Origin of the sequence: Bradyrhizobium frederickii (assembly GCF_004570865.1) — a bacterium.
GTDB lineage: Bacteria > Pseudomonadota > Alphaproteobacteria > Rhizobiales > Xanthobacteraceae > Bradyrhizobium > Bradyrhizobium frederickii.
Map to the genome: position 1 here is coordinate 265,961 of NZ_SPQS01000003.1, position 17,426 is coordinate 283,386.

Annotated in this window: 24 protein-coding genes; 12 read left to right on the plus strand and 12 right to left on the minus strand. The window is 65.4% G+C overall.

Annotated features, from left to right (window positions below; genetic code table 11):
- Positions 1 to 149 precede the first annotated feature (149 nt).
- The 3 genes from E4K64_RS06735 (at position 150) to sseA (ending at position 2,861) form a co-directional block, all read left to right on the plus strand.
- A complete protein-coding gene (locus E4K64_RS06735) occupies positions 150 to 1,325 on the plus strand; it encodes a vWA domain-containing protein (protein ID WP_135162773.1) in 1,176 nt (391 codons plus the stop codon).
- Positions 1,326 to 1,460: 135 nt separating this feature from the next.
- Positions 1,461 to 1,874, plus strand: a complete 414-nt coding sequence (locus E4K64_RS06740) for a rhodanese-like domain-containing protein (protein ID WP_135162775.1) — start codon at positions 1,461 to 1,463, stop codon at positions 1,872 to 1,874.
- Between the two features lie 132 nt (positions 1,875 to 2,006).
- Complete coding sequence (gene sseA / locus E4K64_RS06745; protein ID WP_135162777.1) at positions 2,007 to 2,861, plus strand: 3-mercaptopyruvate sulfurtransferase; 855 nt, start codon at positions 2,007 to 2,009, stop codon at positions 2,859 to 2,861.
- A gap of 175 nt (positions 2,862 to 3,036) precedes the next feature.
- Here the strand turns inward: sseA and E4K64_RS06755 are convergent, their stop codons facing one another.
- Positions 3,037 to 3,813 (minus strand): hypothetical protein, encoded by a 777-nt coding sequence (locus tag E4K64_RS06755; RefSeq protein ID WP_135162781.1) that lies wholly within the window; start codon positions 3,811 to 3,813, stop codon positions 3,037 to 3,039.
- Positions 3,814 to 4,183: 370 nt separating this feature from the next.
- On the opposite strand from E4K64_RS06755, the gene E4K64_RS06760 reads away from it, so the two are divergent.
- A complete protein-coding gene (locus tag E4K64_RS06760) occupies positions 4,184 to 5,383 on the plus strand; it encodes a L,D-transpeptidase (RefSeq protein ID WP_167771848.1) in 1,200 nt (399 codons plus the stop codon).
- A 58-nt stretch (positions 5,384 to 5,441) separates the two neighbouring features.
- Here the strand turns inward: E4K64_RS06760 and E4K64_RS06765 are convergent, their stop codons facing one another.
- Together E4K64_RS06765 and E4K64_RS06770 are read right to left on the minus strand one after the other, a co-directional pair.
- The gene (locus E4K64_RS06765) at positions 5,442 to 6,404 is read right to left on the minus strand and encodes a D-2-hydroxyacid dehydrogenase family protein (RefSeq protein ID WP_135162784.1); all 963 of its coding nucleotides are present in this window, start codon (positions 6,402 to 6,404) and stop codon (positions 5,442 to 5,444) included.
- Positions 6,405 to 6,536: 132 nt separating this feature from the next.
- Positions 6,537 to 6,752: a hypothetical protein gene (locus tag E4K64_RS06770; protein ID WP_135162785.1), complete on the minus strand. Its 216-nt coding sequence runs from the start codon at positions 6,750 to 6,752 to the stop codon at positions 6,537 to 6,539.
- Positions 6,753 to 6,984: 232 nt separating this feature from the next.
- Here E4K64_RS06770 and ettA point away from each other — a divergent pair, with 232 nt between their 5' ends.
- Both ettA and E4K64_RS06780 read left to right on the plus strand, forming a co-directional pair.
- The gene (gene ettA / locus E4K64_RS06775) at positions 6,985 to 8,634 is read left to right on the plus strand and encodes an energy-dependent translational throttle protein EttA (RefSeq protein WP_135162787.1); all 1,650 of its coding nucleotides are present in this window, start codon (positions 6,985 to 6,987) and stop codon (positions 8,632 to 8,634) included.
- A 7-nt stretch (positions 8,635 to 8,641) separates the two neighbouring features.
- The gene (locus tag E4K64_RS06780) at positions 8,642 to 9,868 is read left to right on the plus strand and encodes a lytic murein transglycosylase (RefSeq protein WP_135162789.1); all 1,227 of its coding nucleotides are present in this window, start codon (positions 8,642 to 8,644) and stop codon (positions 9,866 to 9,868) included.
- A gap of 187 nt (positions 9,869 to 10,055) precedes the next feature.
- Here E4K64_RS06780 and E4K64_RS06785 read toward each other — a convergent pair whose 3' ends face one another.
- Both E4K64_RS06785 and E4K64_RS06790 read right to left on the minus strand, forming a co-directional pair.
- Positions 10,056 to 10,334: a hypothetical protein gene (locus E4K64_RS06785; protein ID WP_135162791.1), complete on the minus strand. Its 279-nt coding sequence runs from the start codon at positions 10,332 to 10,334 to the stop codon at positions 10,056 to 10,058.
- 240 nt (positions 10,335 to 10,574) lie between these two features.
- The gene (locus tag E4K64_RS06790; RefSeq protein ID WP_135162792.1) at positions 10,575 to 10,898 is read right to left on the minus strand and encodes a hypothetical protein; all 324 of its coding nucleotides are present in this window, start codon (positions 10,896 to 10,898) and stop codon (positions 10,575 to 10,577) included.
- 135 nt (positions 10,899 to 11,033) lie between these two features.
- Between E4K64_RS06790 and E4K64_RS06795 the strand changes: the two genes are divergently transcribed.
- On the plus strand, positions 11,034 to 11,336 hold the full coding sequence (locus tag E4K64_RS06795; RefSeq protein ID WP_135162793.1) for a hypothetical protein: 303 nt from the start codon (positions 11,034 to 11,036) through the stop codon (positions 11,334 to 11,336).
- Between the two features lie 7 nt (positions 11,337 to 11,343).
- Here the strand turns inward: E4K64_RS06795 and E4K64_RS40185 are convergent, their stop codons facing one another.
- On the minus strand, positions 11,344 to 11,499 hold the full coding sequence (locus E4K64_RS40185) for a hypothetical protein (RefSeq protein ID WP_167771849.1): 156 nt from the start codon (positions 11,497 to 11,499) through the stop codon (positions 11,344 to 11,346).
- Between E4K64_RS40185 and E4K64_RS06800 the strand changes: the two genes are divergently transcribed.
- Together E4K64_RS06800 and bfr are read left to right on the plus strand one after the other, a co-directional pair.
- Complete coding sequence (locus tag E4K64_RS06800) at positions 11,498 to 11,770, plus strand: (2Fe-2S)-binding protein (RefSeq protein ID WP_135162795.1); 273 nt, start codon at positions 11,498 to 11,500, stop codon at positions 11,768 to 11,770. The genes E4K64_RS40185 and E4K64_RS06800 overlap by 2 nt on opposite strands.
- 134 nt (positions 11,771 to 11,904) lie before the next feature.
- On the plus strand, positions 11,905 to 12,393 hold the full coding sequence (gene bfr / locus E4K64_RS06805; protein WP_024339472.1) for a bacterioferritin: 489 nt from the start codon (positions 11,905 to 11,907) through the stop codon (positions 12,391 to 12,393).
- Between the two features lie 182 nt (positions 12,394 to 12,575).
- On the opposite strand, the gene E4K64_RS06810 is transcribed toward bfr, so the two are convergent.
- The 4 genes from E4K64_RS06810 to E4K64_RS06825 all read right to left on the minus strand — a co-directional run bounded on the left by E4K64_RS06810 (position 12,576) and on the right by E4K64_RS06825 (position 15,156).
- Entirely contained in the window at positions 12,576 to 13,178 is a 603-nt protein-coding gene (locus tag E4K64_RS06810) for an MSMEG_1061 family FMN-dependent PPOX-type flavoprotein (protein ID WP_135162797.1), read from the minus strand.
- Positions 13,179 to 13,254: 76 nt separating this feature from the next.
- The gene (locus E4K64_RS06815; RefSeq protein WP_126255204.1) at positions 13,255 to 13,608 is read right to left on the minus strand and encodes a hypothetical protein; all 354 of its coding nucleotides are present in this window, start codon (positions 13,606 to 13,608) and stop codon (positions 13,255 to 13,257) included.
- Positions 13,609 to 13,725: 117 nt separating this feature from the next.
- A complete protein-coding gene (locus tag E4K64_RS06820; RefSeq protein WP_135162798.1) occupies positions 13,726 to 14,076 on the minus strand; it encodes an MmcQ/YjbR family DNA-binding protein in 351 nt (116 codons plus the stop codon).
- An 18-nt stretch (positions 14,077 to 14,094) separates the two neighbouring features.
- Positions 14,095 to 15,156 carry an alpha/beta fold hydrolase gene (locus E4K64_RS06825; RefSeq protein ID WP_135162800.1) on the minus strand — a complete coding sequence of 354 codons (1,062 nt, stop codon included), beginning with the start codon at positions 15,154 to 15,156 and terminating at the stop codon, positions 14,095 to 14,097.
- 128 nt (positions 15,157 to 15,284) lie between these two features.
- Here E4K64_RS06825 and E4K64_RS06830 point away from each other — a divergent pair, with 128 nt between their 5' ends.
- Both E4K64_RS06830 and E4K64_RS06835 read left to right on the plus strand, forming a co-directional pair.
- Positions 15,285 to 15,551: a DUF2277 domain-containing protein gene (locus E4K64_RS06830; protein ID WP_135162801.1), complete on the plus strand. Its 267-nt coding sequence runs from the start codon at positions 15,285 to 15,287 to the stop codon at positions 15,549 to 15,551.
- A gap of 128 nt (positions 15,552 to 15,679) precedes the next feature.
- On the plus strand, positions 15,680 to 15,901 hold the full coding sequence (locus E4K64_RS06835) for a hypothetical protein (RefSeq protein WP_135162802.1): 222 nt from the start codon (positions 15,680 to 15,682) through the stop codon (positions 15,899 to 15,901).
- A gap of 69 nt (positions 15,902 to 15,970) precedes the next feature.
- Here E4K64_RS06835 and E4K64_RS06840 read toward each other — a convergent pair whose 3' ends face one another.
- Entirely contained in the window at positions 15,971 to 16,483 is a 513-nt protein-coding gene (locus tag E4K64_RS06840; protein WP_135162804.1) for a collagen-like domain-containing protein, read from the minus strand.
- A 158-nt stretch (positions 16,484 to 16,641) separates the two neighbouring features.
- Between E4K64_RS06840 and E4K64_RS06845 the strand changes: the two genes are divergently transcribed.
- Complete coding sequence (locus tag E4K64_RS06845) at positions 16,642 to 16,884, plus strand: hypothetical protein (RefSeq protein WP_126255209.1); 243 nt, start codon at positions 16,642 to 16,644, stop codon at positions 16,882 to 16,884.
- Here the strand turns inward: E4K64_RS06845 and E4K64_RS06850 are convergent.
- The gene (locus E4K64_RS06850) at positions 16,881 to 17,129 is read right to left on the minus strand and encodes a helix-turn-helix domain-containing protein (RefSeq protein ID WP_126255210.1); all 249 of its coding nucleotides are present in this window, start codon (positions 17,127 to 17,129) and stop codon (positions 16,881 to 16,883) included. The genes E4K64_RS06845 and E4K64_RS06850 overlap by 4 nt on opposite strands.
- Positions 17,130 to 17,426 lie beyond the last annotated feature (297 nt).

Genomic DNA, 17,426 nt, shown 5'->3' on the forward strand with positions numbered 1-17,426 from the left:
AACCCCGTGAGGGTGCCAATTCTAGAGCAAAAAGCACCCGGGTCCACGCTGAATCGCCCGATCGATCCATCGGCGCAGCTCACCTCTCCCCCGCGGGGAGAGGTGGAGCGCCTCTTGACGTTCGTCCCCCGACGGGCAATCTGTCGCCCATGTTCCTGCAATTCTTCACCTCTCTGCGCGACGCGCAGGTCCCTGTGACGCTGCGCGAATACCTCACGCTGATGGAGGCGCTCGACGCCGACCTTGCGGACTACACGGTCGAGAATTTCTATTACCTGTCGCGCGCCTCGCTGGTGAAGGACGAGCGCAATCTCGACAAGTTCGACCGCGTCTTCGGCACGGTGTTCAAGGGGCTTGAGAACCTCCTGGATGCCATGGAGAAGGCGGAGATCCCCGAGGAATGGCTGAAGAAGCTCGCCGAGAAATACCTGACGGAAGAAGAGAAGAAGCAGATCGAGGCCATGGGCTGGGACAAGCTCATGGAGACTCTGAAGAAGCGGCTCGAGGAGCAGAAGGGCCGCCACCAGGGCGGCTCGAAATGGATCGGCACGGCAGGCACCTCGCCGTTCGGCGCCCACGGCTACAATCCCGAGGGCGTCCGCATCGGCCAGGAGAAGAACCGCAACAACCGCGCCGTCAAGGTGTGGGACAAGCGCGAGTTCAAAGACCTCGACGGCAATGTCGAACTCGGCATCCGCAACATCAAGGTGGCGCTGCGGCGCCTGCGCAAATTCGCGCGCACCGGCGCGCCGGACGAGCTCGATCTCGACACTACGATCCGCGAGACCGCCAATCACGGCTATCTCGACGTCCACATGCGCCCCGAGCGGCGCAACGCGGTGAAGCTCCTGGTGTTCTTCGACATCGGCGGCTCCATGGACGCGCATATCGAGCAGGTCGAGGAGCTGTTCTCGGCGGCGAAGAGCGAGTTCAAGCACATGGAGTATTTCTACTTCCACAACTGCCTCTATGAAGGCGTGTGGAAGCAGAACAAGCGCCGCTTCACCGATCGCACTCCGACCTGGGACGTGCTGCACAAATATCCGCACGACTACAAGATCGTGTTCGTCGGCGACGCCTCGATGTCGCCTTACGAGATCATGGTGCCCGGCGGCTCGGTCGAGCACGTCAACGAGGAGCCCGGCTCGGTCTGGCTCGACCGCATCATCCGCACCTATCCGCATGCAGTGTGGCTGAACCCTGTGCAGCAGAAGCACTGGGACTATTCGGAATCCACCACCATCATCAAGCGCATCTTCGCGGGCCGCATGTATCCGATCACCATCGAGGGGCTGGAAGCTGCGATGAAGGAATTGACGCACTGATGCCTCCCGTCGTCATTCCGGGGCGCGACGAAGTCGCGAGCCCGGAATCCATCGGGCCGCAGTCCGTGTAGATAAATGGATTCCGGGCTCGATGCTGCGCATCGCCCCGGAATGACAACGAGAAGGGAGAACCACATGCCCCAAAACATCACGCGCGGCATCAAGGCGCTGATCGACGAGGCCAATGCCGAGATCGAGACGCTCACCGCCAAGGATGCCATCGAGATCTCCAAGAACGGCGACGTCGTCATCGTCGACATCCGCGACCCCCGCGAGATCGAGCGCGACGGCCGCATTCCCGGCGCCTTCGCCTGCACCCGCGGCATGCTCGAATTCTGGATCGATCCGCAGAGTCCCTACGCCAAGCCGATCTTCCAGGAGGACAAGAAGTTCGTCTTCCACTGCGCCGGCGGCCTGCGCTCCGCGCTCGCCGCCAAGACCGCGCAGGACATGGGCCTCAAGCCCGTCGCCCACATCGCCGGCGGCTACGCCGCCTGGCGCGATGCCGGCGGCCCGACGGAGAAGTGGGAGCCGAAGAAGAAGGGGTGAGCCTCGCTCCCCCCACCCGTCATTCCGGGGCGCGCGTAGCGCGAACCCGGAATCCATTCATCCACTGACTCAGCCGCACGATGGATTCCGGGTTCGTGCTGCGCACGCCCCGGAATGACAAGGAAATAGCGAATGACCGCCACCGACCCCCTCGTCTCCACCGAATGGCTCGCCGCCCATATCGGCGAGGCCAACGTCAAGATCCTCGACGCCAGCTTCAAGCTGCCGGGCGTGCTGCCGCTGCCGAAGGACGATTATCTCGCCGGGCATCTGCCGGGCGCTGTGTTCTTCGACGTCGATGCGGTGTCGGACCATTCCAACCCGCTGCCGCACATGTATCCGAGCGCCGAGCAGTTCGGCCGCGACGTCGGCAATCTCGGCGTCGGAAATAGCGACACCGTCGTGCTCTACGATGCCGGCGGCTGGGTCGCCGCGCCGCGCGCGTGGTGGATGTTCCTGGCGTTCGGCCACAGCAACGTGCGCATCCTCAACGGCGGCCTGAAGAAATGGCGCGCCGAGGGGCGCCCCGTCGAGAGCGGCGAGGTGAAGCCGAAGCCGGCGACGTTCAAGGCGAGCTTTGACCCGAAGCGCGTGCGCAGCATGCAGCAGCTCATCGCCAATGTCGAAAGCCGTGCCGAGCAGGTGATCGACGCGCGCGCCGCCGACCGTTTCGAGGGCCGCGCGCCCGAGCCGCGTCCGGGCATCCGCTCCGGCCACATCCCGGGCGCCCGCAACGTGCCGTATAATCTGCTGTTCGACGCCGCGACCGGCACAATGAAGTCGCTCGAGGAGCTGCGCGCCGCCTTCACGGGCGCCGGCGTCAAGCTCGATGCGCCGATCGTCACGAGCTGCGGCTCCGGCGTCTCCGCCGGCGTGCTGACGCTCGCGCTCTACCGCCTGGGGATCACCGACACCGCGCTCTATGACGGCTCCTGGTCGGAATGGGGCCAGGAGGGCGGCCCGGCCATCGCGACCGGGCCGGCGTAACGCCGCGATGGCGGTGCGCCCCCTCGCCCCGCTTGCGGGGAGAGGGTTGGGGTGAGGGGGAGTCTCCACGGGGACGGTGACAGCGAGATTCGCGGAGAGTCCCCCTCACCCGGAATCCGCGCTCCGCGCGAATTCCGGCCTCTCCCCGCGAGCGGGGAGAGGCGAAGGAAGAGAGTCAGCGCGTGCGCGCGGTCGTCGTCGCGAACGCCGGCTGCTGCTGACCGAACGGATCGAGCTGCTGCTGCAATTGCTGAGGCGGCGGGCGCCGCGCCACGCGGTGCGGCTTCTTCGCCTTCGCCTTGCGTTTGGTCGCCTTGTCGTCGGCCTTGCTATCGACCTTGGCCTTCGCCGGCGCGTCCTTCACGGCCGTCGTCGCCGGATCGTTCAGCGCGGCCAGCTTGCTTGAAGCGACCTCGGGCGCCGAGGAGACGAGGGCGGCACTGGGATCGACCGGTGCCGGCTCGCTGGCGGTCGCGACAGCGGCAGGCTGAGAGTCAGGCTTGGCGTCGGGAATCGAGGCCGTCGTGTCGGCTTGGGTGAGCGTGTCGGCCGGGGCGGGCGCAGTGGCGTCCGCGGTGGTCGCGGACTTGGCCGGCTCCACGGCCGCCGCTTCCGCCGGAGGCGCAGCGGCCTGCGTCGGGACGTCAGCCGCGGTCAGCGCGGCGACCTGCTCCGGCTCGGTTACCGGCAGTCCAATGGTCGGCACCTGGTCGCGGACCGACGGCTCGGGTTCGGCCGTGATCTCCGGCTCGGCGCGGAGGACCGCGAGCACCGGCTGGGCAGGCTCGGAAGCTTGCGCGAACATCTGCTCCTGCGGGCCGTTCCGCCAGGACGGGTTGCTGACATACTGCTCGTGGCTCGCGCGCAGCAGCGCGGCGGCGCCCAGGCCGAACACCAGGATGGAGGTTGACAGCAGGATCGCGGCAAACAGGAAGCGAAAGCCGGGAAGCATCGAAGGGTTGCGAATTTCCGCCCCGGCGGCGTGGGGTGCCAGGGCCCATGAGCCATCTGAACGCGGTGACGGTACTGTTTGCCGTGTTCGCCGCGCGGGGAGCGGGAGCTCAAATCGGCGGCGAATCAGGCTGATTCGAACATACCGCAACGATTTCGACCCGTTCCGTTAAATTCGGTGCCGATGTGTCAGGCAATCCGGGGCGCGAAGCGATTTTCGCCCCGTGATGCAACGGGGCAACGGTAGTCTTGCGGATCACAAAACGGCAAATCCGGCTCAAATAAGCCTGATATGTCTTGAATGTGCCGCTATCTTCCGTCATCTGGCCGTTAACGGGCCGGTCGGGCTTGGGGACTATACAAGAGCGATGATGATCAAACATTTTCTGACGATATGCGCTGCCGCAACAGTCGCTGCGGCGGGAACCTCGCTCGCGCAGGCTCAGAGCTATCCGGTCCAGCAGGTGCCGGGCTACGGCGCCCCGGCCGAGTATCGGCCCGGCGACCGCACGCCCAATTTCGACGCGCTCGACGATGACGACGACGCGATGCCGCATGCATCGTTGCCGCCGCCCGGCCCGGCCGACGATCCGCGCTATGGCCGCCCGCTCGGCGCGCCCCCGGTCTACTCGGCAGCCCCGCCCCAGGGCCCGGTGATGTCGCCGGACGATCCGCGTTATGGCCGCCCCGCTGGCGCGCCGGTCTATTCGGCCGCGCCGCCGCAGGGCCCCGTGATGTCGCCCGATGATCCCCGCTACGGCCGCCCCGCCGGTCCGCCGCCGGTGATCTACGCCGATCGTCCAGGCCAGCAGGCTCCTGTCAATGATGGCCTGCGTCCGCCGGAGGCCGTCGGCGGTCCCGCCGCCACCGGAACGGTCCAGGCCGGCCAGCCGCCCGTCGGCGCCGATGGAAGGCCGATCACGTTGGCCGCGCTGCCGCCCGAGGAGCAGCCCGATGCTGCGCCGGTGCAGCTGCCGCCGAACCTGCGCCGCCAGGAGGTCTCGTTCCAGACCAAGGAGCCGGCCGGCACGCTCGTGGTCGATACGCCGAACACCTATCTCTACTACGTGCTCGGCAATGGCCGCGCGATCCGGTACGGGGTGCGCGTCGGCCGCGACGGCTTCACCTGGACCGGCGTGCAGAAGATCACCCGCAAGGCCGAGTGGCCGGATTGGCATCCGCCGACCGAGATGATCGAACGCCAGCCCTATCTGCCGCGCTTCATGGCCGGCGGCCCCGGCAATCCGCTTGGCGCGCGCGCGATGTATCTCGGCTCGACGGTCTACCGCATCCACGGCACCAACCAGCCCTCGACCATCGGCAAGTTCGTCTCGTCGGGCTGTATCGGCATGCTGAACGAGGACGTCTCCGACCTGTTCGATCGCGTCAAGGTCGGCACCCGCGTGGTCGTGATGCCGGGCGGCCCGCCGCCGGGAACGGCGACCGCGTCGGCCGCGCCAGCGTCCGGTGCTGCTGCCGGTCCGGCTCCGATGGCCGCCCAGGCAGGGCCTGTCCCGGGCACGCAGCCGACGGTGGTCCCGCCGCTGCCCGCGCCGGTGACCGTGCGCTGAACGCTGCGAGATAGAGTGCGAACTGCAATGGGCGTGCCTTGGCACGCCCATTGTCGTTTCAGGCCAGCCTGCGCGGCAACTCGCCACCCTTGGTGAAGGCATCGATCGCCTCGACCATCTGGCTGTAATGGATGCCCAGACCGTCCTTGGTGGCGTAGCCGAGATGCGGCGTCAGCACGAGGTTGTCGAGCTTGCGGAAGGGATGCTCGACCGGCAGCGGCTCGACCGAGAACACATCCAGGCCGGCGCCTGCGATCCTGCGCTGCTGCAACGCCTCGAGCAGTGCCTGCTCGTCCACGATCGGCCCGCGCGCGGTGTTGACGAGGAACGCCGTCGGCTTCATCCGGGCCAAATCCTCGCGGCTGACGAGACCGCGCGAGCGCTCGCTCAGCACGACATGGATGGTGACGATATCGGCCTTGGCGAACAGCTCCTCCTTGGTGGCGTAGCCGACGCCGGTGCCCGCGCATTTCTCCGGCGTCAGGTTCGGGCTCCAGGCGATCACGTTCATGCCGAACGCCTTGGCGATCCCGGCCATCTTGCTGCCGAGCTTGCCGAGTCCGACGATTCCGAGCGTCATGCCTTCGATCTCGACGCCGGCAAAGGTCTGCCAGGGCTCGCCGGCATGCATGCGCGCATTCTCGCGGCCGATGCCGCGGGTCAGCTCCAGGATCAGGCCCACGGTCAGCGGCGCGGTGGGATCGCGGGAATATTGCGTGCCGCCGATGACGATGCCGCGCGCCTTGGCGGTCTCCAGGTCGATCGCGGCGTTGCGCATGCCTGAGGTCAAGAGCAGCTTCAGCTTCGGCAAGCTCTCGAACAGGCTCCCGGGGAATGCTGTGCGCTCGCGCATCGCGCAGATGATCTCGAAGTCGGCCAGCGCGCTGGCCGCGGCCCGTTCGGAAGCGAAGGGATGGCTGAACACGGTGACGTCGACGCGGTCGGACAGTTTCTGCCAGTCGGCAACGTCGAGCGCGAGGTTGAAATAGTCATCGAGAATTGCACAGCGCAGCCGGCTCATCAGCGTTCATCCATGGCGAGAGGTGAGGGCGCCGGGCCAGCGCCGTCGTCGGAACCGGGCCATGGTTGCGCGCAATCGCACCAGCGCGCAAGCCGCCTGCGTCTTCAAAAATCCGACAGCAGAGCGGGCGCTTTAGAGGTCGCGGGGCTTCAGGCGGAACGGCGCATTCATGCCGTGCTTGGCGCGCCAGGCGGGGCCGGGGCCGCGCATGTAGTGCAGTTCGGGCCGGTAGGGATTGAAGGCGGTGGCGAAGAAGCGCTTCCAGAATCCCTTGATCTCCGAGGCGAAGTCGGAGACGTGGCCGGCTTCTGCCGGAACAGGAAGAGAATGGGTCTCGATCAGAGCCATGATGCGGCCTCGCTGTGCTCCCGTTCATTCTGGCGGGTGGCGCTGTTTCCGCGCGAAACCGAGCTTTTGCCTAATTCATTAAAAGATAGTTTCAATTGTCCGGATCAGGGGCGAGATGGTGTCCGGTCCGTAATCACCCGTGGTGAACGGATGGAAAACGTTGCCCTTTCGGGACGGGATCGCTACATCGCTGGCGAAGCAAATTTCCTCAAATCGAAGGTTTTCGGGACCGATGGCGCGCCAGTTCATCTACTTCATGCAGGGCCTGACCAAGAGCTACCCGACCCGCAAGGTGCTCGATAACATCCATCTGTCGTTCTACCCGGACGCCAAGATCGGCGTGCTCGGCGTCAACGGCTCGGGCAAGTCGACCCTGCTCAAGATCATGGCCGGGCTCGACAAGGAATACACCGGCGAGGCCTGGGTCGCCGAGGGCGCCCGCGTCGGCTATCTCGAGCAGGAGCCGCAGCTCGACCCTGCGCTCTCGGTGCGCGAGAACGTCATGCGGGGCGTCGCCAAGCAGAAGGCGATCCTCGACCGCTACAACGAGCTCGCGGTCAACTACTCGGAAGAGACCGCCGACGAGATGACCAAGCTGCAGGACGAGATCGAGGCCCAGGGCCTCTGGGATCTCGACAGCAAGGTCGACCAGGCCATGGACGCGCTGCGCTGTCCGCCCGATGATGCCGACGTCACCAAGCTCTCGGGCGGTGAGCGCCGCCGCGTCGCGCTGTGCCGGCTGCTGCTCGACCAGCCCGAACTCCTGTTGCTGGACGAGCCCACCAACCATCTCGACGCCGAGTCGGTGTCGTGGCTGGAAGGACACCTGCGCAACTATCCCGGCGCGATCCTGATCGTGACCCACGACCGCTACTTCCTCGACAACGTCACGGGCTGGATCCTCGAGCTCGACCGCGGCCGCGGCATCCCCTATGAGGGCAATTACTCGTCTTGGCTGGTGCAGAAGCAGAAGCGCCTGGAGCAGGAGGGACGCGAGGACGCCGCGCACCAGAAGACGCTCGCCCGCGAGCAGGAATGGGTCGCATCCTCGCCGAAAGCGCGCCAGGCCAAGTCCAAGGCGCGCTACCAGCGCTATGAGGAGCTGCTCAAGCAGGCGAGCGAGAAGCAGACGCAGACCGCGCAGATCATCATTCCCGTTGCCGAGCGGCTCGGTGCCAACGTGGTCGATTTCGAGGGGCTCAGCAAAGGCTTCGGTGATCGCCTCCTGATCGACAATCTCAACTTCAAGCTGCCGCCCGGCGGCATCGTCGGCGTCATCGGCCCCAACGGTGCCGGCAAGACCACGTTGTTCAAGATGATCACGGGCCAGGAGAAGCCGGACTCAGGCACGATCACGGTCGGCGAGACCGTGCATCTCGGCTATGTCGACCAGTCGCGCGATGCGCTCGACGGCAAGAAGACCGTGTGGGAGGAAATCTCCGGCGGCAACGAGCTGATCCTGCTCGGCAAGAAGGAAGTGAATTCGCGCGGCTACTGCTCGTCGTTCAACTTCAAGGGCGCGGACCAGCAGAAGAAGGTCGGTGCGCTCTCCGGCGGTGAACGCAACCGCGTGCATCTGGCCAAGATGCTGAAGTCCGGCGCCAACGTGCTGCTGCTCGACGAGCCGACCAACGACCTCGACGTCGACACGCTGCGCGCGCTCGAAGAGGCGCTGGAGGATTTCGCCGGCTGCGCCGTCATCATCAGCCATGATCGCTGGTTCCTCGACCGCATCGCGACCCACATCCTGGCCTTCGAGGGCGAGAGCCATGTCGAATGGTTCGAAGGCAACTTCCAGGACTACGAGAAGGACAAGATGCGCCGGCTCGGCCAGGACAGCATCATTCCGCACCGCATGAAGTACAAGAAGCTGACGCGGTGATGGCGGCATGATGCGGCGGGCGCTCATCGCTGCGGTGATCGCGGTCACCTGCGGCTGGTCGTCCGCCCGCGCCACTGATGCCGCCTTCACCCAGTTCATCGCCTCGCTGTGGCCGGAGGCGCAGGCCGAAGGCGTCTCGCGCACGACGTTCGAGCGAGAGACGCGCGGGCTCGAGCCTGATTACAAGCTGCCCGACCTGCTTCTGCCGGGCCGGCCTGCGACCGGCGCGCCGTCGCAGGCCGAGTTCGTGCAAGTGCCGGCCGACTACGTCAGGGAAGCCTCGATCGCGCGGCTGGCCGGCGAGGGGCAGCGCCTGCTGCAAAAATATCGCGCCGCGCTGAGCGAGATCGAAAAGAAGTCCGGCGTGCCGGCAACAATGATGCTCGCAATCTGGGGCCGGGAGACCGATTATGGCCGCTACACGCTGCCTTACGATCTGGTCCGCGTGCTGGCGACGCAGGCCTATGTCGGGCGGCGCAAGGATCAATACCGCACCGAGTTCATCCTTGCGCTGAAGATCCTCGGCGAGGGCGTGGTGACGCGCAAGGACATGCGCTCGTCCTGGGCGGGGGCCACCGGGCTCACGCAGTTCCTGCCGTCCGAATATTACAAGCACGGCGTCGATTTCGACGGCGACGGTCGCATCGATATCTGGCACTCGGTCCCGGATGCGCTGGCCTCGGCCGCGCAGCAGCTCGTCAACAAGGGCTGGCAGAGCGGCGTGCGCTGGGCCTACGAGGTGCAGGCGCCCGCCAAGGTCGATTGCACCGCTGGCGTGCCCGAGGTGACGAAGCCGATCGGCCAGTGGCTGCGCGAAGGTTTTGTCCCGGTGCGTGGGCAGAAGCTGAGCGCTACTGAACAGGCACAGCCGGCCTCGCTGCTGCAGCCCGAGGGCATCTACGGCCCGTCATTCCTGACCACCAAGAACTACTTCGTCATCAAGGAATACAATTTCTCCGACCTCTATGTGCTGTTCGTCGGCCATCTCAGCGATCGCATGACGAACCCGCAGCCGTTCGCAACGCCCTGGTCGGCCTCCAAGCAATTGCGCACCAGGGATGTCGAGACGATGCAGCGCGGCCTCACGCGGATCGGGCTCTACAAGGACAAGATCGACGGCAAGGCCGGCATGCAGACGCGCGCGGCGCTGGGCGCCTATCAGAAGTCGGCCGGCCTCAAGGTTGATTGCTGGCCGAGCGAAGAGGTGCTGCGCTCGATCCAGGCAGCGCGCTGAAGCATGATGGGGTCAGGCTCGATCGGCGCGGGCGATTACCTGTCCCTGCGGGAGAGGTGATCTGAGTTCTCCGCACGCATCGATTCAACCAAACACACTCTGCTTTATAGCGGGAGCAACAAAAAGCCCGGCCGATGCGCTCGGCCGGGCTTCCTGATCGCGGCGCGCCTGCGCCAGGGCGATCAGATCAGTAGCAGACGCGAACCGGACGGCTGACCCAGCCGTAGCCATCCCAATAGCGCTCACGACGCCAGTAGCAGGGCGCGGGCGGCGGGGGCTCGGCGATGTAGACGGGACCGCCATAGGCGGGACGGCTCGAGGCGATGGCGCCGCCGACGATCGCGCCGCCGATCAGGCCGGCCGCGATGCCGGCGCCGACGTCACCGGCTTTCGCGGGTGGCGTGGCGGTGACCAGCGAACCGGCGACCGTCGCAACCGTGAGGGCGGCAACTAGAGTCTTCTTCATGCTCAGGGCTCTCCTGGGAGATGGGTTCCTCTGGTTAGAGGCGCCCGGGTTTCAAAGGTTCACGCACACTCTGATGGAATTGGCCGTCGGGCTAGGAAGCGCGCAAATGGTCAATCCACGGTAAACGCGCACGGAGCTGTGACGAGAAAAAGCGGTGTTTTTCAGGCCCCGAGATGAACAGCGCATCGGTAGTGAACCGGTGCAGCTGAAAGCCGTCGCAGTGAACCGGTTCAAGGCGGCTCAGCCACAGACCCTGACGCGGCGGACGCGCCAGCCATAGCCGTCCCAGAAACGCTGCTTCTGCCAGACGCAGCCGCCGCCATAATAGCCGTCGGCGACATAGCCGGGAGCCGGCGCATAGTAGCGGGGCGGGTAATAGCCGGGTTCGTAATAGCCCGGGCCGGGTCCGTAATAATACGGAGAGGCCAGCGCGCCGCCGACAATGGCGCCGCCGATGATCCCCGCCGCTACGCCCGCGGCGACACCGCGCTGGGCCTGGGCCGGAGTTCCGGCGGTAACGGCCAGGGTGGCGACGGCCGCGACCGCCAGGAGCAATTTCTTCATTGGCTTGACCTTTCGTACAAACACGCTGGAACCCTTTTGGGCAGAGTTCCATACTTCGTCCGAATGATCAATGAACGGCACCTTTGCCGGGCGCTACCAATTCATAGGAACCGGGGCTCTGCCAGGGAGGCGACGATGGGCAACGCGATGGCAAATGCATTGATCGCCGCCGGGATCGTTTTTGCGATTGGCTATGGCTGGTTGACCCACCTCCAGAACCGCCGCCGACGCTCGCGCGCCGGGGCTGGTGGCGACGGCGGGAGCAGCAGCGACACCTCCTACAGCGGGACCAATGACGGGTTCTCGCTGGGAAGCTGGTTTTCCGGCGACAGTTCGGGGAACTCGACCGATAGCGGCACTTGTTCCAGCAGCGATAGCGGCGGCGGAGGCGGGGATTGTGGAGGTGGCGGCGACGGTGGTGGGGGCGGCGGCGACTAGATCTGCTCTAATCTTGATTCAGCGCAACGCCGGGTTTTGAAGCCGTTCTAGGCTGTTCGTGGGCCAGTTTGGAATAGCTTGAAATACCGGTTTTTCCTTTTGCATCCGGCCGGCCCGTTAAATATCGATGATGACGCATCACCGAAGGGCCTATCGCTTCCATGATCGTTTGTTCCTGTAACGTGCTGAGCGATGACGACATCCGCGCCGCTGTCGCCGAGTCCGACGATGCCGTGCGCCATGCCAAGCAGGTCTATGGGTGCCTCGGCTGTAGCGCCGAATGCGGCCGCTGTGCGCGGACGATCAAGACCATCATCGACGAAGCCCTTGGCCCCTGCGCCCAGTCCTGCTGTACGGGCTGCCCGCACAGCCACACGATGGCCGCCAATGACGAGACGGCCGAGCAGGCCCAGTTCGCCCTCGCGGCCTGCTGACCTCTTCCCGCCGGATCGGCAGAGCTTTTCCCCGGTTGCGTCTCGGTAGCCAGTTGCCCTCATCCGCAAACTGACTTAGAAACGTTCTAAATTCGGTTTAGGCCCGAGTTGGAATGCAAGAGCTGGAGTGAATCATGCAGGGCGACGCAAAAGTTATCGACTATCTCAACAAGGCGCTGCGTCACGAACTGACTGCGATCAACCAGTACTGGCTGCACTACCGCTTTCTCGACAATTGGGGCCTCCTCGACATGGCCAAGGTCTGGCGCAAGGAGTCCATCGAGGAGATGGAGCACGCCGACAAGCTCACCGCGCGCATTCTGTTCCTCGACGGTTTCCCGAACATGCAGGTGCTCGATCCCCTGCGCATCGGGCAGAACGTCAAGGAGATCATCGAGTGCGACCTCGCCGCCGAGATGAGCGCCCGGGCGCTCTACCAGGAAGCGGCCACCTATTGTCACGGCGCCAAGGACTACGTCACGCGCGACCTGTTCGAGAAGCTGATGAGCGACGAGGAGCATCACATCGACTTCCTCGAAACCCAGCTCGACCTGATCGGCCGCATCGGCCTCGAACTCTACACCCAGAAGCACGTCGGCGGGCTCGAGGGCGAGGGGCATTAATTCGACGCGCTAACGCGGCCCTACACTCGGTGTCGTCCCGGCGAACGCCGGGACCCATAACCACAGGGTGCCGTTGCGGCGTGAGGCTGGTCACTCCGAATCTTCGTCAAACCACTCCCTGTGGTTATGGATCCCGGATCTGCGCTGCGCTTGTCCGGGACGACATCCCATTGTAACGGCCCTCACAACTGCGTCTTGTAGAGCTCTTCCACGGACTCCTGGCTCGCCGGTTCGCCGAGGCCGGTCTGGTCGTGAATGACCGTGACGATGCTCGGCATCACCGAGCGCTCCACCTTGTCCGACGACCATAGCTTCGAGCGCATCAGCGCCTTGCCGCAGTGGAAATAGACTTCGCTGACGGCAACGTTCAGCACCGCGCGCGGCGGCTTGCCGAACTCGATCATCGAGGCGAGCAGATCCGGATCGGCCGACAGCGTGCCGCGGCCGCCAACGCGCAGCGTCTCGTCGATGCCGGGAACGAAGAACAGCAGCTGCACGGAGCCCGAGCCCTCGACGACGTTGCGGAAACTGTCGATCCGGTTGTTGCCGGAGCGGTCGGGCATCAACAGCTGGCCCGGACCTGCGACGTGGACGAAGCCGACGCCGCCGCCGCGCGGCGAGGCATCGACGCTGCCGTCCGCTCCGGATGTCGCGAGCACGCAGAACGGCGACATCTCGATGAACTTCTTCGCATGCGCGTCGATCGCCGGACGCGCTTTCGCGATCACGCGCGGGCTCGGCTTGGCATAGATGGCGGCGAGGTCTTCGGCGCAAAGATCGGTCAACGGGGTACCTCCGCACGGATTGGCGGCAACCTATCCGATCGGGCCGCCGCCAGCCAATGGAATCGATCAAGACGCGTTACACGGCATCCGCCGGCACGAAGCAGCTGATGATGATGGCGCCGCGGTGGTGGACGTACCACACAACGGCCTGACCGACCGGATTGCCCTGATCGCGGATCACCGCGCGTCCGGGCACCTCCATCCATTGCCCTTCGATCGGCACCCAATAGGCGCCGCCACGCACATCGTAGTCGGTGCGATGGCCGTCGGAGATGTCGCAGCAGGGCACGCCGTTCGGCGCGATCACGCTCTTGAACCAGGCACGGATGTCGGGCGGGACGTGGTCGTATTGCCCGTTGTCGAACGCGAACGCAGCGCTCGTCAGCGCCGTCATCGCGGCCAGCCAAACGCACAATGCGAGCCTGCGCATGCGATCCTCCGTCGCGTTCCGATTCGTATCGTTGACGCGATTAAGCCCGAGCCGTCAGCGCATTGCATGCTCAAATAATATGCGGCCCCTGGGCGCCGCACATGATGCGATGCGGTATCAGCTTCGCGATCGCGTCTCGATCGACGCGAGCAGCGATTTCGGTGCAACGTTGCGCCAGGCCATCTCGAGCGCGCTCCGCAATGTCACCGGATCGATCTTTGCCAGTTTTACATTCGTGCTGCCGTTCTTGCCCCAGGCGCCGGGGACCGGACGAAACAGCTCCGGTTCGGCGTCGACGAGCATGGTCTGCTGGTCCGGCGTGAGCTTCACCATGCCCCATGTGTCATCGGGATAACCCAGCGTCGCGAACACGCGCTTGCCGATGCGGAAGTCGGCGTGGCCGTGATGTGCGCCCTCGATGACGCCGGGAAATGCGAGTGCAGCCTTGCGAAAGCGAGATTTCGACATGCCGTCTTGCTGTTCGTATTACATCGTCCGCTGCGGCGCGGTCTGCAGCAATTGCCTGACCTGCTCGGCGTAGAATTTGGCATTGCCCGTGGTGCCGTGGCCGCGCGTCTCGGTGCTTGCGGGGATCAGATACAGCTTGCCGTTCTTGACCCGCTTCATCGCCGCGTCGGTGATGCCGGTCTCGGGCGGATTGCGCTCGTCGTCGGCGGAATTGATCAAGAGCAGCGACGCTTCGATGGCCTCCAGCTTCTCGCCGGCATTGTAGTCGCGTGAGGACTCCCACTGGTAGACGAAGTCGTTGGCATCCGCCGTGATCGGCGTCGCCAGCCGGTCGTCGACCATCTTGTCCGCCTTGGCCGCGGTCGGCGCCTGCTGCTGATAGGCCAGCGTGCCGCCGATGCTGGCGATGCCGTAGGCCGTGACGGCGTACTTCATCATGCGCGGCTGGCTGGTGTAGTTGCCGCCATTGTAGTCGGGATCGTTGCGGATGGTGTCGAGCATGATCCGCCGCATCATCCAGTTGCGCGAGGCCATCTCGGTCGGCTGCGAGGCCATCGGAATCAGCGCGTCCATCGCGTTCGGATATTTTTCGCCCCACAGCCAGGTATGCATGCCGCCCATCGAATTGCCGATGACGAGCCGCAGATGCTTGACGCCGAGGCCCTCCGTCACCAGGCGGTACTGCGCCTCGACCATGTCGTCGTAATTGTATTTCGGAAAGCTCGTCTTCATGCCGTCGGACGGCTTCGACGATTTGCCGTGGCCGATGCTGTCGGGAAGGATGATGTAGTACTTGGCGGCGTCGAGCGGTTGCCCAGGGCCGAACAGTTCACCGCCGAAGGACGGCCCCAGCATGCCGGTGCCCGAGCCGCCCGTGCCATGCAGCACCAGCACCGGCTGGCCTGAGGGCTCGCCGACGGTGGTGTAATGCAGCTTCAGCTCAGGCATGACCTCGCCGGTGTGGAACTTGAAATCCTTGGCAATCCAGTCGCCCTGCTTGGGGGCGGGATAATCGGCGGCCGTCGCCGATATCGAAAAGGACAACAGGACGATCGATAGCGCCGCGCAAAGCACCTTCATGTCTCTCTCCCCGTTGCGGCTCGTCGTCAGCGGCCGCGTTGCGACGGAACTTAGCAGAAATGCCGGGAAGGATGTAGGATTTCGGCTCCGCCGATCGTCTTCATGGAAACATCCGGAGAGAGGCCTGCATGTGCCGCAACATCAAGACGCTGTTCAACTTCGAGCCGCCGGCGACGGAGGACGAGATCCACGCCAGCGCGCTGCAATTCGTGCGAAAATTGTCCGGCTTCAACAAGCCGTCGCAGGCCAACGAGGCGGCGTTCGACCGTGCGGTGGCGGAGGTCTCGGAGGCCGCGCGGAAACTGCTGAGCTCGCTGCACACCCATGCGCCGGCGCGCGACCGCGAGATCGAGGCGGAGAGGGCCAGGGAGCGCTCGCGGCTGCGCTTCGGTTAAAGCATGATCCGGAAAAGTGCGCAGCGCTTTAGGAGCGCCGGCGCCTCGTTCCGTGATCTGGCTCACGGTATGGAGCGTCTGACCTTGCAATGATGTCGGCCGGGGTTTTGACAACCCGGAGCACGATCATGAGCCGCCCCCTTCTTCCTCTGAAAGCAGGTGCCATCGTTTTCACGCTGCTATGGACAGCGTGGATGATGTGGTGGAGCGGCTCGTTCTCGAGCGCCGACGTGATCATCCTCGCGCTGTGCGGCGCGGCGGTCGGCTATCTCTGGTATCGCGCCATGCGTTGGCAGTTCGAGCGCATGGGCTTGCTGCCGGGCAAGGATGACGCGTCCGGCGCGTCCTGATCGGCTCGCGTCCCGGACGCGGTGCGAAGTGCCGCTCCACAGCGCGGCGTCCGGGGCATGAGCGCTCGGCTAGTCCTTGTGTTTCTTTTTCTTCTTTTTCTTGTGCCCGTCGCCATCGCCATCGTCGCTCTCGTCGTCGACGATGGCCTCATCGGGCTCGTGCACGGCGGCCTCCAGCGCTTCGCGCTCGGCGGCTTCGCGCTCGCGTTGGCGGCGGCGCTCGTCCCAGGCGTCGAACAGCTGTTCGAGCCACGGCAGCACCTGCTCGATCGAAGGCAATTGACCGGCTGGTCCCGGCTCGCCGCGCGGGCCTTGGAGCCCCGCGGGCCCCTGCGGTCCGACGGGACCTTGCGCGCCGACCGCCCCGCGCGGCCCGGCTTCGCCCTGTTTGCCTTGCGGACCGGGCTTGCCCTGCGGTCCCGCCTTTCCGATCGGTCCCGGCTTGCCCTGCGGACCCGGCTTGCCGCGCGCGCCATCGGGGCCGCGCCGGCCCGGGTGACCCTGCGGTCCCGGCCGTCCCGGCTCGCCCGGTCGTCCGCGCGGCCCTTGAGGTCCCTGCCGTCGTCCCTGATCGTCTGCCACGCCGCTGCTCCCTTGACCGGAAGCAAGTTACTTAGCGTCGTTTGACGACAGCAGCAATTCCGCCCGCGCGTCGTGCCAAGCTTGACCAACATCAATCTGCGGCGCGACGCCTCGTGCCATCGATCGCACGCGGCCACACCCATTGCGAGGAGCGACCGATGCGCGCAGCGTGGAAAGTGTTTTGCCTGTTCGCCGCCGTTCTGGTGGCAGCAATCGGCCTCGCTCGCCTGCTTGTGCCCGACATCGTGCCGGTCGCATTCGCCGACGAGCCGCAGCCGTCATGGGCCGTCATGACCGCCTTCTTCCTCCGTGCGATCGAATTGATCGCCGGCTCGGTCGCGGTGATCGCGCTCGCGGTGATCGCCGGCAGACTGATCCAGCGGCGCGTGCTCGCGCGCTAATCCTGATAGGCGGGCACGTCGATGCCGGAGGCGGCGTAGAGCTTGATCTTGTTGCGCAGCGTGCGCACCGACAGGCCGAGCACGCGCGAGGCGCGGGTGCGGTTGCCGTCGCAGCGTGCCAGCGTCTGCAGCACGAGCTCGCGCTCGACCTCGCCGACAGTGGCGCCGATCAGCATTGGAACGATCTGGTTGGGGGCAAGAAATTGGGCGCCCGGCCCGGACGCAGCGACGTGAACAGTGGTCATCGATATACTCCCCGATCAACGCCCGCTTCCATCGTTGAAAGCGGATCGAGAACAAACGACCCCCAAGCCGTAATTTCACGGTGGTCCTGTTTGGTTAATGAAGGGTTAATCGGGAGCGAGCCCACCAATTGACCCCAAGAATGCCTCGAAGCCGCCGCGATTGGCGCAGGATGCATCGCGATGCGGGCCTATCTCGCGCGACAAGTACGGTGTCATCGTCCGCGGAAGCGGACGATCCAGTACGCCGCGGCCCCTCGTGGGATGTTTGGCGTCTCTGGAATACTGGATCACCCGCCT